A 12,996-nucleotide genomic window follows, 5' to 3' on the forward strand; every position below is an offset into this window, starting at 1 on the left:
GGTCATCGACGCCGACCCAGAGGCGGGTGGGCGCCGCAGCCTCAATCTGCAACGCTGCCGACCGGTACTCGGTTGGAGAACAGGTTCAAGGCGGCGTACTGCAGAAGCATGATCGTCTTGCCATCGCGGATGGCGCCAGAGCGGATCATGGCAAGCGCCTCGTCTATGCCAAGTTCGAGAACTGCGATATCCTCGCCTTCGTCTTCGTTACCGCCGCCCTGGGATGTGCGGTCGCTGGGCTGGTACTCGCCAACGAAGAAATGCAGGCGCTCGGTCACCGAGCCTGGGCTCATGAAGGCGTCGAACACCTGTCGCACGTCGCGCACGCGAAAGCCCGTCTCCTCCTCCGTTTCCGCGCGGATGCGCGCTTCCGGTTCGGCGTTGTCGAGCAGTCCCGCCGGCGCCTCGACGAGCAGATCGTCATGGCCGTTGACGAAGGCTGGGTAGCGAAACTGTCGGGTCAGGATCACGGTGCGGCGGACCGGATCGTAGAGCAGGATCGTCGCGCCGTTGCCGCGATCGTAGGTTTCCCGTGACTGCCGCTGCCAGCTCCCGTCGCCGCGCAGAAAGGAAAAGGTGGTCTTCTTCAGGACGTACCAATCGTCCGAGAGAATAGTGACGCCTTCCACTTGAATTCGGTGTGCAATGCTCATGCTGCCCTCCATTGATAATGGCTGTGATGCGGTCGGGCAATTTCGTGCATTTTCGTGCAATGTCAAGATTTTTCGTGTACGGACGTCGCCCTGCGGCAGGGATATCGGGCGGCGTTTGTTGCGGAAACGGCGAGTGCCGTGGGGTCAATCCCGCGGCACTCGGGTCAGCCGATTATGGTCTAACGGCATCCGCCTATCGCAACGGGAAGGCGACCGGCCGGATCGGAGCTGCGTCGGCGCCACGGAACTTCAACGACGCGCCGACGAAGGCAAACTCGTAGACCCTGTCCTTGGACAGTTGTTCGAGATTGATGAGCTCAATGATCGGAGCGCCTTGCTGCGCGAGCAGGTAGGTGTGAACGGGAATGTAGTTGTTTTCCGTTTCGGCCGGGAAGGCTTCGAAGCTCAGGTTATCTGCGCCCACCACCATGGCGCCGCCGTCCTCGACGAGGAACTTTGCCGCGTCGATGCTGAGGCCGGGAGGGTTGCTCATATAGGCGGACTTGTCTTCGTAGTTCTGCATGCGACCCGTGCGGATCAAGGCGACATCGCCCTCCGCCAGCGTCACGCCCTGGCTTTTCAGCGCGTCTTCGAGATCCTTGCGCGTGATCCGGTAGTTGTCGGGCAGCATCTGCATGCCTTTGGCTGCCGCGACGTCGATCATCACGCCGCGCGCGACGATCGGCGGCAGCTTTTCGGCGCCGGTGATGGTCCAACCCTGGTCCCCGAGGTGATCGGCAGCGGCATAGCCATTCCAGATCTTGCCGTTCAGGCCGAAGTGATTGAGCGCGTCAATGTGGGTACCCATGTGGGCATACATAGAAACCGCCGAGCCGGTGTAGCTGACATGGGCGTTCATCTCCTTGCCGACCTTCATCGGATCGGAGACCAGAGTGCCATTCGGCGTGTGCGTCATCCACATCTGGTAGGGCGGGTCCCCGGCCGCCTCCCAGCTGGGCATGCCGATGAAATACTCGACCGCGAGGTCGTAGGACTTGCTCCCCTCGATCCGCGACAAAATGGCGGCGCGGGAATCCGGCGTGATGAGGTTGAGGCGCCCGATCTCGTCCTTCGGCCCCCACGGGCTCTTGCCGACCTCCTGCGCGAAGGCCGGGCCGCCGACGAGGCTGGCGACGAGAGAAGCGACCAAGACACGCTCCAGGACCGCGGTGTTGAACATGATGAACTCCTTCTTCTGGTCTTCCCGCGATATCAGGAAGCTGGGCTCACCTTATTGCTGGCGCTGAAGAGAATAATCAGCGATGAATTGAAAACATAATTTACTCTGGAGAAAATATGGATCTGCTGGCCGCCATGCGTTCGTTCCGCCGCGTCATCGAGCTTCAGAGCTTCAACAAGGCGGCGGAGGAGCTCGGACAGTCGAACGCGTCGATCAGCAAGCAGGTCCGGCAACTGGAGGAACGGCTCGGGGCCGTGCTTATCGTGCGCACGACCCGGCGCATGAGCCTGTCGGAAAACGGACGCGCCTATTTTTCCGAATGCTGCCGGCTTCTCGACGAGCTCGATCATCTGGAGCGCACCACCTCCGGCGAGGCAGGCGAGATCAACGGCCGGCTCCGGCTCAATGCGCCTCTCTCCTTCGGATTGACCGTGCTTGCGCCGATGCTCGCGCGCTTCATGACACTTCATCCGCAATTGAAGGTCGACATGACGCTCGACGACCACGTGCTCGACGTCGTTTCGGAAGGCTTTGACGTTTCCATCCGGGTGCGTGCGGCTCTGACGGATTCATCGCTGATCGCCCGGCGGCTCGGCGACATTGGCCAAGTCATCTGCGCCGCCCCGGCCTATCTCGCAGACAATGGCACGCCCGCGACCGTTGCCGATCTCAAGAGCCACCATTGCCTCACCTATCGCCTGGCCGACCAGCCCGGCAGCTGGAGGCTGGAAGGGCCTGACGGCGCCGTCATGATCGACCTGCCGGCACGTTTCGTCGCCGACAACAGCCTGATGCTCAGCGAAATGATTCAGGCGGGCATCGGCATTGGCGTGTTGCCCTCCTTCATCGCCACGCCGTTGCTTGCCGAGGGCAAGCTCTGCCAGGTGCTGCCTGGTCACAAGCTCGCCGAACGCGGCATCTACGCGGTCTATCCTACCAATCGGCTGTTGCTGCCGAAGGTGAAGGCCTTCACCGAGTTTCTGGCAAGCGAGATGCGACAGGCCGGGCTTTAAGGGCTCGGCGTGACAAATACCTCAGAACCGAGTCGTGAGGTTCACGCGGAATATGCGCCCCGGTAGCCGCATTGAGATAGCGGTCATGTTCGGCCACCTGAAGATGGCGCGGGCGCCGCCGATCCCGAGCGCGTCATAATCATGTTACCTGGGTGACAGCCCAGATTATGGAACAGCCAAACTTTCCAAATTCGTTTGACAGCAATCGGCGGCGCGAATATTTTGGAAAGCATAAAGTTTCCTTATTTGGCCAACCGTTCATTTCGACGCGCGCCGCACCGGTGAAAGGAACCGGAAATGAGCCAGCAGTCATTCAGCATCGAAAATGCCCAGCCTATGAAAACGATGGAGGCCGTGCCCGGCGTGGAGGCACAGCGGACGCTGCCTGTCATCCCGACTGTGATCGCCACGAACGCTATCGGAACCCGCAGGCGCTGGCTTCGCAATGTGCTTTTCGCATCCGTTGCCATCGCCGCCGTCGCCGGCGCGACCGATTTCGGTTGGGCCTACTGGACGACGGGTCGCTTCGAAGTGTCGACCGACGACGCCTATGTGAAGGCCGATAGCACGACCATTGCCCCAAAGGTCTCGGGCCATATCGCCGAGGTGCTGGTCACCGACAACCAGCAGGTCAAGGCCGGACAGGTTCTCGCCCGCATCGACGATCGGGACTTCACAGTCAGCCTCGAACAGACCAGGGCCGGCGTCGAAGCCGCCGAGGCCAATATCGCAAACAAGCAATCGGCTCTCATCGCACAGCAATCCGTGATCGATTCGGCCAAGGCGACGGTCGAGGCCGACAAGGCCGACCAAACCTTCGCCGAGCAGGACGACAGGCGCTATTCGGAGCTCGCAAGGCAAGGCTTCGGTACCCTGCAGAACGCGCAACAGGCGGCCTCACGCATTGCCGCCGCAAGGGCCGCGGTGACGCGCGACACGGCAGCGCTCGCAAGCGCGGTCAAGCAGCTCGACGTGATCAAAGCCGAAGTCGCACAAGCAAAGGCCGCGCTCGACAGCGCGAAGGCGGCCGATCATCAGGCCGAGCTCAACCTCTCCTACACCGCGCTCGCAGCACCGATCGACGGCGTGATCGGCAACCGCACCTTGCGCGTCGGTCAATATGTGCAGGCCGGGACACAGCTGATGGCAGTCGTGCCCACGCACGCGGCCTACATCGTTGCCAACTACAAGGAAACACAGCTTGCCGATGTCGTTCCCGGCCAGACCGTGGCGATAGAGGTGGACACCTTCCCGGGCCAGGTCTTCGAGGGCCACGTCGACAGCATCTCGCCGGCAAGCGGCCAGGAATTTGCGCTGCTGCCGCCCGACAATGCGACGGGAAACTTCACCAAGGTGGTGCAGCGCATCCCCGTCAAGATCGTGATCAATCGCGACAGTCCGCACGACGTGGTGCTGCGGCCCGGCATGTCCGTCTACCCGACGATCGACACCCGAACCGCAGGAACGGCGGTGGCCGCCGTGTCGGCAAGCATAAACTGAAGGACGCTCAGGCGCCGTTCCCAGCTTTAAGGGTTGGCAGGAGGATGCAATGTCCACCACCACGATGCCCATGGTTTCGCCCGGCGTGCGTGAGCCCGCAGCAACGTCGCCCGACAAGGCAAGTACGACGGCCTGGATTTCCGTTCTTGCCGGCCTGATCGGCGCCTTCATGGCGATCCTCAACATCCAGATCACCAACGCCTCACTGCTCGATATCGAAGGCGGCATCGGTACCGGCGTCGACAACGGCGCCTGGATATCGACCTCGTATCTCATCGGCGAAATCGTCGTGATCCCGCTCACCGATTATTTGAGCCGCGTGTTCTCGTTCCGGCGCTACATGCTGGCGAACGCCGTCCTGTTTCCGCTGTTTTCGGCGGCCTGTGCGTTTGCCCATGATCTAGGCTCGATGATTGCGCTGCGCGGTCTGCAGGGTTTTGCCGGCGGCGTGCTCATTCCGATGGCCTTCACCATGGTGTTGACCCGCCTGCCCAAAGCGCAGCAGCCGCTCGGCCTGGCGCTGTTTGCGCTCTCCGTTACCTTCGCCCCGGCGATTGGCCCGACGATCGGCGGCTATCTCACCGAGAATTATGGCTGGCAGTCGATCTTTTTCGTCAACGCCCCGCCGAGCCTGGTGATGGTAATTGCGCTCTACTTCACCCTTGAGAAGAAGCCGATGCAATTGTCCCTGCTCAAGGAGGGCGATTGGGCCGGCATTATTACCATGGCCATCGGCCTTTCGGCGCTGCAGACGGTTTTGGAGGAAGGCAACAAGGACGACTGGTTCCAATCGCCGTTCATCGTCAAGCTCGCTTTGACGGCGGCCGTGTTCCTGATCGCCTTCATCATCATAGAGCTCAAGGTCGAAAAGCCGCTGGTGCAATTGCGCCTGCTCAAGCAGCGCAATTTCGGGGTCGGCGTTCTCGTCAACGTGCTTGTCGGCGTCGCCCTGTTCGGCACGGTCTACATCCTGCCGCAGTATCTCGGCCAGGTGCAGCGCTACAATGCCGAGCAGATTGGCCTCGTGCTTGCCTGGACCGGGCTGCCGCAGCTTCTCATCATCCCGCTCGTGCCGGCGCTGATGAAGCGGTTCGACGTGCGCTATATCGGCTTCGTTGGCATCAGCATCTTCGCGGCCAGCTGTTTCATGAATACGACGCTGTCGCTCGACAGCGCCGGCGACCAGTTCTTCATCCCGAATATCGTACGCGCCATCGGTCAGGCGCTGGTGCTGACGCCGATCACGGTGATCACCACCGCCGGCATCGCTCCAAGCGATGCGGCAGCCGCCTCGGGCCTGTCGAACATGCTGCGCAATCTCGGCGGCGCCGTCGGCACGGCCACCCTTGCGACGGTGCTGACCAAGCGTGAGCAGTTTCACTCAAACATCATCGGCCAGTCGGTGACCGTCTATCGCGACGAAGTCCGCGACCGGATCGGCGATCTGACGCGGCATTTCATGGCGCATGGCGTCACCGATGCCGCCGTCGCACAGCACAAGGCGATCGCCGTGATCGGTGCTACGGTTCGCCGGCAGGCGCTGATCCTCGGTTTCAGTGATACCTTCGCGGTGATCGGGATCGTGCTGGCGCTTGCAGCCATCGCGCTGCTCTTCACCCGCAAGATCCAACTCGGCGGCGCCGGCGCGGGTGGCGCACACTAATTCGAAGATACGATGGAAGGAGGAAGGCCCATGCAAGGTTCCAGACCGGGTGGTCTCTATCTGGAGGATCTTCACGTCGGACAACGCTTTACCAGCGCGACGCATACGGTCGACGAGGCGCAGATCAAGACTTTTGCCGCACAGTTTGACCCGCAGCCGTTTCATCTGGACGAGGCGGCCGCCAGTGACACGCTCTTCAAGGGCCTGGTCGCAAGCGGGTGGCACACGGCGGCGATCACGATGCGGCTGAACGTGGAGACCGGCCTGCCTTTCGCCGGTGGCCTCATCGGCGCGGGCGGAGACATCACTTGGCCGGCCCCGACGCGGCCCGGCGATACCCTGCGTGTCGAAAGCGAGGTGGTCGAGATCATTCCCTCGCGCTCGAAACCGGACCGCGGCATCGCCGTCGTCGTCAGCCAGACAATCAACCAGCGCAACGAGGTCGTGCAGATCCTCAAGGCGAAGCTCGTGATCGTGCGAAAGCCGAGCTGAAACGGCCGGCCGTGCTTGGCGATCCTTCGGGGTAGCGCCGCGCGACGCGCTCTGGATTTTCTGTCGTCGGGACCGTATTTTCCCCGGCAGGCGCCCCGCGCAGCCGGACAGCAGCAATGGAAGGCTGTGCAAGAAAGCCTGCAAATGACAAGAATGATCAATGTTACCGAACAACCGTCCGTTTCTTGAACGACCCTTTTTTCTTGCTGCCCTTTGGTGTCTCCTCCTGCTTGTCGGGGCCGTGGCCCTCGGCGCTCGTGAGCGACAGTCCCTCGTTGCCGAACTGGAGCAGGAAAGTACCGTGCTCCATGGGCTGGCCTCCCAGCGCGCCGATCAGCACGATGCCCATTTGACGGCGCTTTCGGCCGTGGCGGTTGCGTCCGAAGGGCGCCGGCACGATCTCTTCCTGGATGTCGCGCGCACGATTACCCGCTTCTATCCGCGCATTGATGAAGTCCAGCTTGTCTCGCTTGATCCGGAGACAGAGACGATCGGGACCGGTCCGCTGGATGCGGCGACGGCCAAGCGCATTCGTGCGGCGGCCAAAGCTTCCGACGGCCGGATTGCGCTTCTGCCGCATCCGCAGCGCCCCGATCATTACATGATGGTCAAGCGCAGCCCCAACACGAACGAGGCGCGCTACGGGTTGATGCTCGCCATCGATGCCGGCAAGCTGATCGGCGATGGCGGGCCTTTCTGGTCCCGATCGAGCACGGCCGTCCGGCTTTCGCTGCCGGACGGGCACAATCTGCTTCAGCCGGCCACGCTGCCCAATGCCATCCGCTTCTCCAGGCCGCTCAGCAGCGCGTCACAACCGCTCTTGCTCGAAACCGGTATGGATATCGGTCTCTCCGATATGTTTCCGCCCCTACAGACTGGCCTGACGTTCGTCGCCCTGACGCTCGCCTATCTCGCAGGCTTGGCGGCCTTGCGCCAACGGGCGCGAACCCGCGCGGCGGAACAGCAGGCACGGCTGAGCGCGCTCGATTCGCGGCTTAGCCATGCCTCACGGGTCAATGCGCTTGGAGAGATGGCAAGCGGCATGGCCCACGAGTTGAACCAACCCTTGACCGCAATCCTCGCGCAGGCTCAAGCCGGGCGTCGCCTCCTCAACCAGGGGAACCACGCTGCCCTCGCCTCCGTGCTCGACGATACCGTCAGTCAGGCGCGCCGGGCTTCCGGTATTCTGGAGCGGTTCCGCAACTGGTCGCAGCCGAATGCGGTACCTGTGAGTGCATTCGACCTGCGCCGAGCGCTCGGCAATGTCGAGGCGCTGCTGGAGCAGGACGCCCGGTCCCGCAGCATCCTGCTGGAGTTCCACCTGCCGGAAACGCCGGTGATCGTGACAGGCGACCCGGTCGAAATCGAGCAGGTAGCCTTCAATCTGGTGCGTAATGCGATGGAAGCACTTGACGGTCACGCAGGCGAAGCGCCCGGCGTGGTCGTGACCTTGAGGCAAGAAGATTCCATGGTGGTTTTCGATGTCGTCGACAATGGCCCAGGTATTCCCGAAGCCTTGCGCCCGCGCCTTTTCACCCCGTTCATGACGACGCGGGCGGGCGGCACGGGACTTGGCCTCGCCCTCAGCCAACGCCTGGTGGAACGCGTCGGCGGCGAGATTACATTGGTGGCCGGCGACGAGGGCGCCACCTTCCGGGTGACACTGCCCAAGGCGCGAGCCCGTCTGGAAGAGACACAATGACCGTTCCCGTCTATCTCGTCGACGACGACGATGCGGTCCGCCGCGCGCTCGGCCTGCTGCTCTCGACGGTCGGCATCAAGGTCATCCCCTTCGCCGATCCGCAGGCTTTTCTCGGGCAATTGTCGCGCCTTGAGCCGGGTTGCCTGATCCTCGACATCCGCATGCCGGCGATCTCCGGGCTGAAGCTGCAGGAAAAGCTCCGCGAAAATGGCGTGGACTGGCCGACAATCGTCATTTCCGGCCATGGCGATATCGAAGCTTGCCGGCGCGCCTTCCGCAACGGCGCCATCGACTTTCTCTCCAAGCCCATAGACGAAGAGGACCTGATCGACGCGATCCACAAGGGGCAGGAAATACTGGTGCGTACGATGCAGGCACGGGCGGAAAAGGCGGAAACTCTTGCTCTGTTGGCAGCGCTCACGCAGCGTGAGCGCGAGGTTCTCGATCGCATCGCTGCAGGTTTCACCACCCGCCAGATCGCCGAGGGGCTCGGCCTCTCGCCGCGAACGGTGGAAAGCCATCGCGCGGCGATCGGCGCCAAGCTCGGCAGCACCTCGCAGGCGGAGTTGACCCGCATCTGGCTCGAAGGGACGCAAACTCCGTAGAACTACGGATGGTGATGGAAGAGCTACGAATATCGATGGGCGGCGTCCCGCAATAACCTTTCCATATCAACAGGAAAGGAACCCATTGATGATCCGCAATATCGTGCTTGCAGCAGCTCTTCTCGCTCCCGTTGCCGCCACCGCCCAGGAGCTTCCGACCGCCGTCTACCTGCCGCTCGACATGGCCGTCAAGGCGGCCGACGCAGCGCTGAAGGCATGCGCCGCCGAAGGCCACAATGGGTCGTTGCACGGGACGGTTCGACCAAGGTGCTGCTGAAGGCCGACAATTCCGGTCCGCACACCGGAAACAGCGCCCAGGGCAAGGCCTTCACCTCGGCGGCCATGGGGCGCGACACGGCTGGCCTCGGCGAATTCATCGCTTCCAAGCCCGCCAATGAAGGTCTCCGCGACATGGACGCACGCATGGTCATCCAGGCCGGCGGCGTGCCGATCAAGTTCGGCAAGGCGCTCGTCGGCGGCATCGGTGTCGGCGGTGCGCCGTCGGGCGACGTTGACGCAAACTGCGCGACAGCAGGCCTTGCTGCAATCGGCGCGAAGTAATTCGCTCCAAGGGGGGCTCTCGCCCTTGAAAAGGCGGCGGGCCTCTCCATTTAAAGGCCACTACCCGTTTCGAGAGCTCTCAGCCGTCGGCGCCTTTGGCGTGCGATAGCGGCACTCCGGGTTAAAAACAGGGCGCTCCCCGGCACGGGTCGAGCGCCCTGTTTGCTTTAGCAGGTCATCGATCAGCCGAACGATCTCACCAGGTCTTGCTGAGCTTCAACGTGACCGTACGCGCATCGCCATATCCGCAAACAAGCAGGCCATTGCAGCCGCTGACATAGTGCTTGTCGAACAGGTTGGTGACATTGAGGGCAGCGCCCCAGCCGTCCTTCTCGTAGCGCAGGGCTGCGTCGAAGACGGTCGACGCCGGCACCTTCGCGGTATTTTCCTTGTCCGCCCAGCTCTCGCCGCGATAGCGCACGCCGGCGCCGAGGCTGAGGCCTTCCAGCGCGCCCTGCTGCACCGTGTAGTCGAGCCACAGCGAAGCCTGCGTATCGGGGACGAGATAGGGCGACTTGCCGATCAGCGCACGGTTTGCGTCCTCGGTCACCTCGATATCCATGAAATCGAGGCCCGCAATCAGCTTCCAGCTTTCGTCGAGATTGACCTTGCCCTCAAACTCGATGCCGCGGGAACGCACTTCGCCGGTCTGGGTGGAGATGCTGGTCAGCGGATCGGTGACGAGAGCGTTGCGCTTGGTCAACTGGTAGATGGACGCCGTCAGCACGCCATCAAAAAAGGTCGGTTCGTACTTGATCCCGGCCTCGAACTGCTCACCCTCCTCGGGCTTCGTGTTGCCGGTCGCCGTTACCGCCACGACCGGATTGAAGAAGGTCGCGGCGCTGACGTAAGGGGTGAGGCCGTTGTCGAATTCATAGGCAAGGCCGGCGCGGCCGCTAAGCGCGCCTTCGCTGTAGTCGAAACTCGAATTCTGGGTCGGCGCCCAGAAGGTCGGTCCGTTGTCGGTCTTGGTGTCGACATAGTCGTAGCGACCGTTGAGCGTGACGAGCCAGCCGTCGCCATAGCGGATCTGGTCCTGCGCGTAGACGCCGATCTGCTGCTGTGTGATCACCTGGTTGATGTAGATGGCGTTCGCGGGTTGCGGCGCGCCATAGACCGGATCAGTAGCGCTGATCGGCGTTCCCGCCGACGACGCCTGGACGTGGTCCAGCCGGAAGAACTTGTAGTCGAGGCCGACGAGCAGCGTATGCTCGAGCGCTCCCGTCTCGAACTCGCCTTCGAGCCGGTTGTCGACGGCGAACGTATCGACCTTCGACGTCGCCTCGAAGCCGAGGCGATAAAGCAGGTTGTCCGGGGTCGCCGGCGTGTTCGAAACCGGAAAAGGAAGGCTCGGATCGTAGTAGCCGTAGGTGTAAGGCCCGTTCTCGTGCTTGTAGAGATGACCGTAGCGAAGGTTCTGACTGAACTGCCAGCCGCTGTCGAACTCGTGCTTGAATTCGTAGCCGAGCATCTGCTGCACATAAGTTCCGGTATCAATGTCCGGCTCGCCAAAGAAGGCCTTGCGGTCGATCTTGCCGAAGGGCGCATCGACGACCGAGCCGACATAGGGCAGGAAGCCGCCACCGGTATGAACCTGGTCGAGGCCCTGCAGCAGGCCGTAGACGGTCAAGCTGGTCGCGTCGTCGGGCTGATAGGTGATCTGCGGCAGGATGAAGCCGCGCAGATCCTCCGAATGGTCCACATAGTTGTCGCCACCTGAGATCTTGCCGGTGACGCGATAGTTGATTGCGTCGTCCAGCTGCCGGTTCACGTCAATCCCGAGGAAGGCATTGCCGTTGTTGTTGATGCCGGTCTCGACATAGGCGGAGTTTTCCCCCGTCGGCCGCTTGCTGATGAGGCTGACGATCCCGCCCGGATTGGCGCCGCCATAAAGCACCGAAGCCGGACCTTTCAGCACCTCGACACGTTCCAGCATGAAGGGATCGATCTGGAACCCGCCAAAGCCGTAGGAAAAGAGGTTGAGGCCGTCGAGGAACACGCCGGTCTGCGTCGCGTCGAAGCCGCGGATGTAGAACCAGTCGGTATCCGGATCGACGCCGAAGGGCTCGGCCATCACGCCCGGCGTGTAGCGCAGCGCTTCGTCGACCTTGTTGACGACGCCGCGGTCGTCAAGCTCCTCGCGTCCGACGACGGAAACGCTCTGCGGGATCTCAGCGATCGGAGTTGCGGATTTCGAGCCGGTCGTCGTCGCCTTGGCGACATAGCCGTCGACCGGACCTGTGGCGTCGTTCTCCGTCCTCGCGCCGGTCGCCTCGATCGTTTCGAGCCTTGTCGCCGGCGCATCCTGCGCCATTGCCGCGCCGGTGGCCAGAACCGCAATGGCGGCGACCCCGCTTGCCAGCCACTCCGTCAGCCGTACTGCCTTACCTCTTACCATCATCTGTCTGCCATCTCACCCGAACCACCGCAGTGCCTTACAGGCGGCGCGGCTTACACCCTCTAATAAGGTGAGTGTTTATATCAACTATTCCGGTGGCTCTTGTCGCGATCAGCGGAAATTGAACGTTTCTGGGCTATTTGATGCGAACAACCGCCCTTCAAGATGGAACTTGCTCAGCTCAATCGGCTGCGTTTCCAAGACGCAGGCGTCGCGCCCACGACCTTGCGGAAGACCCGGGTGAAGTGCGCCTGGTCGGAGAAGCCGGTCTCGGCCGCAACCGTCGTCAGCGACGCCTCGTTCTTCAGCAACAGTTGCTTGGCTCTCTCAACCCGCGCATTGGTCTGCCACTGGTGCGGTGCCATGCCGGTCGACGCCTTGAAGGCGTGACTGAAGTGCGACTGCGACAGTCCGGCAAGGGACGCCAGCTCCTCCAGGCGGATGTTGCGCCCCCAGTTCTCGTCGATGTATTCGACCGCCCGGCGGAGTTGCCAGGTGGCAAGCGCGCTGCGTTTGCGGGCATCGCTGCGATTAAGCTTCATCAGGTCGATGAACAATGCGACCGTCAGGCCATCGCCGTAGAGATCGTGCAAGGGCTGCGGATTGAGGCACTCGGCGGCGATCAGCTGTGCAAGCTGCAGGAAGCGTTCGTCGTAAAACATCAGCCGTGGCGTGTCGCATCGCCCCGCATCGAGCTCCTCCTCCAGCCGTCGGCCGAGAACCTCGAGATTGAAATGCAGGTCGAGGTGGCGGATACGCCTGACATCGACCATGTCCGCCCAGATTTCCATGCCCGCCGGGATATAGGAAAGCGCCTGCTGGCGCTCGTTCTCGACCGCGCCGCGCCCATCGGGCGAAAGTCTGACGTTGCAACGGCTACCGCCTTCAGCGTCGAGCACGATGAACATGCGCGGATCATCCGAGAGATAGTGGCCACCTGCCCTCGCCTCGCATTCGACGTCCCAGACGTCGGCGATGATCCCGTTCCATTCCCGCCGGTGGAGCCCGCCGATCACCTTGAACCCGGAAATCTTGTTCTGCATCCGCGGTTGAAACGACATCTAGGCGTATCCAATGCTCGAGGGACGAGGCGACGCCTCCGGCTAATTCCTTCCTCCATTACTCATCTTTAATGTTTGACGGAAGCCCGTAATCTTTCCAACGCGATTTAAACGGTCAGAACGCACATGGACCAGTGCATATCCGGGAGCGAAAAGGCAGCGGTGGAG

Annotated in this window: 11 protein-coding genes and 1 pseudogene; 7 read left to right on the forward strand and 5 right to left on the reverse strand. The window is 62.3% G+C overall.

Translation table 11 applies throughout. The annotated features are described in order from the left end of the window. Window positions 1–41 precede the first annotated feature (41 nt). Together IB277_RS29355 and IB277_RS29360 are read right to left on the reverse strand one after the other, a co-directional pair. On the reverse strand, window positions 42–653 hold the full coding sequence (locus IB277_RS29355; protein ID WP_192372264.1) for an NUDIX domain-containing protein: 612 nt from the start codon (window positions 651–653) through the stop codon (window positions 42–44). A gap of 193 nt (window positions 654–846) precedes the next feature. Next, window positions 847–1,833 (reverse strand): cyclase family protein, encoded by a 987-nt coding sequence (locus tag IB277_RS29360; RefSeq protein WP_060583494.1) that lies wholly within the window; start codon window positions 1,831–1,833, stop codon window positions 847–849. 116 nt (window positions 1,834–1,949) lie between these two features. Here IB277_RS29360 and IB277_RS29365 point away from each other — a divergent pair, with 116 nt between their 5' ends. From IB277_RS29365 to IB277_RS29380, 4 genes are all read left to right on the forward strand, one after another. Next, window positions 1,950–2,846, forward strand: coding sequence for a LysR family transcriptional regulator (locus IB277_RS29365; RefSeq protein ID WP_060521125.1), 897 nt, complete (start codon window positions 1,950–1,952; stop codon window positions 2,844–2,846). A 297-nt stretch (window positions 2,847–3,143) separates the two neighbouring features. Then, a complete protein-coding gene (locus IB277_RS29370; RefSeq protein ID WP_060583493.1) occupies window positions 3,144–4,346 on the forward strand; it encodes an HlyD family secretion protein in 1,203 nt (400 codons plus the stop codon). Between the two features lie 70 nt (window positions 4,347–4,416). Beyond that, window positions 4,417–6,009, forward strand: a complete 1,593-nt coding sequence (locus IB277_RS29375; protein ID WP_112976914.1) for a DHA2 family efflux MFS transporter permease subunit — start codon at window positions 4,417–4,419, stop codon at window positions 6,007–6,009. Between the two features lie 30 nt (window positions 6,010–6,039). Beyond that, the gene (locus IB277_RS29380) at window positions 6,040–6,501 is read left to right on the forward strand and encodes a MaoC family dehydratase (RefSeq protein WP_112976905.1); all 462 of its coding nucleotides are present in this window, start codon (window positions 6,040–6,042) and stop codon (window positions 6,499–6,501) included. A gap of 163 nt (window positions 6,502–6,664) precedes the next feature. Here IB277_RS29380 and IB277_RS38285 read toward each other — a convergent pair whose 3' ends face one another. Next, on the reverse strand, window positions 6,665–6,811 hold the full coding sequence (locus IB277_RS38285) for a hypothetical protein (RefSeq protein WP_246802634.1): 147 nt from the start codon (window positions 6,809–6,811) through the stop codon (window positions 6,665–6,667). Here IB277_RS38285 and IB277_RS29385 point away from each other — a divergent pair. From IB277_RS29385 to IB277_RS29395, 3 genes and pseudogenes are all read left to right on the forward strand, one after another. Beyond that, entirely contained in the window at window positions 6,803–8,203 is a 1,401-nt protein-coding gene (locus tag IB277_RS29385) for a sensor histidine kinase (protein WP_370689522.1), read from the forward strand. The genes IB277_RS38285 and IB277_RS29385 overlap by 9 nt on opposite strands. Next, window positions 8,200–8,808: a response regulator transcription factor gene (locus IB277_RS29390; RefSeq protein ID WP_060529182.1), complete on the forward strand. Its 609-nt coding sequence runs from the start codon at window positions 8,200–8,202 to the stop codon at window positions 8,806–8,808. Before IB277_RS29385 ends, IB277_RS29390 begins: the two co-directional genes overlap by 4 nt. A gap of 88 nt (window positions 8,809–8,896) precedes the next feature. Then, window positions 8,897–9,369, forward strand: a pseudogene (locus IB277_RS29395) (heme-binding protein). 196 nt (window positions 9,370–9,565) lie between these two features. Here IB277_RS29395 and IB277_RS29400 read toward each other — a convergent pair. Together IB277_RS29400 and IB277_RS29405 are read right to left on the reverse strand one after the other, a co-directional pair. Beyond that, on the reverse strand, window positions 9,566–11,770 hold the full coding sequence (locus IB277_RS29400) for a TonB-dependent siderophore receptor (protein ID WP_192372266.1): 2,205 nt from the start codon (window positions 11,768–11,770) through the stop codon (window positions 9,566–9,568). 173 nt (window positions 11,771–11,943) lie between these two features. Beyond that, the gene (locus tag IB277_RS29405) at window positions 11,944–12,828 is read right to left on the reverse strand and encodes an AraC family transcriptional regulator (protein ID WP_034790688.1); all 885 of its coding nucleotides are present in this window, start codon (window positions 12,826–12,828) and stop codon (window positions 11,944–11,946) included. Window positions 12,829–12,996: the final 168 nt, after the last annotated feature.

Source organism: Ensifer sp. ENS07, from assembly GCF_014852185.1.
Classification (GTDB): domain Bacteria; phylum Pseudomonadota; class Alphaproteobacteria; order Rhizobiales; family Rhizobiaceae; genus Ensifer; species Ensifer adhaerens.

What these genes read in the sequence shown, in the direction of transcription:
- IB277_RS38285 (WP_246802634.1), bottom strand. Translation starts at nt 6,811, where the DNA reads ATGGAGCACGGTACTTTCCTGCTCCAGTTCGGCAACGAGGGACTGTCG.
- IB277_RS29355 (WP_192372264.1), bottom strand. Translation starts at nt 653, where the DNA reads ATGAGCATTGCACACCGAATTCAAGTGGAAGGCGTCACTATTCTCTCG.
- IB277_RS29405 (WP_034790688.1), bottom strand. Translation starts at nt 12,828, where the DNA reads ATGTCGTTTCAACCGCGGATGCAGAACAAGATTTCCGGGTTCAAGGTG.
- IB277_RS29375 (WP_112976914.1), top strand. Translation starts at nt 4,417, where the DNA reads ATGGTTTCGCCCGGCGTGCGTGAGCCCGCAGCAACGTCGCCCGACAAG.
- IB277_RS29380 (WP_112976905.1), top strand. Translation starts at nt 6,040, where the DNA reads ATGCAAGGTTCCAGACCGGGTGGTCTCTATCTGGAGGATCTTCACGTC.
- IB277_RS29365 (WP_060521125.1), top strand. Translation starts at nt 1,950, where the DNA reads ATGGATCTGCTGGCCGCCATGCGTTCGTTCCGCCGCGTCATCGAGCTT.
- IB277_RS29370 (WP_060583493.1), top strand. Translation starts at nt 3,144, where the DNA reads ATGAGCCAGCAGTCATTCAGCATCGAAAATGCCCAGCCTATGAAAACG.
- IB277_RS29400 (WP_192372266.1), bottom strand. Translation starts at nt 11,770, where the DNA reads ATGATGGTAAGAGGTAAGGCAGTACGGCTGACGGAGTGGCTGGCAAGC.
- IB277_RS29390 (WP_060529182.1), top strand. Translation starts at nt 8,200, where the DNA reads ATGACCGTTCCCGTCTATCTCGTCGACGACGACGATGCGGTCCGCCGC.
- IB277_RS29360 (WP_060583494.1), bottom strand. Translation starts at nt 1,833, where the DNA reads ATGTTCAACACCGCGGTCCTGGAGCGTGTCTTGGTCGCTTCTCTCGTC.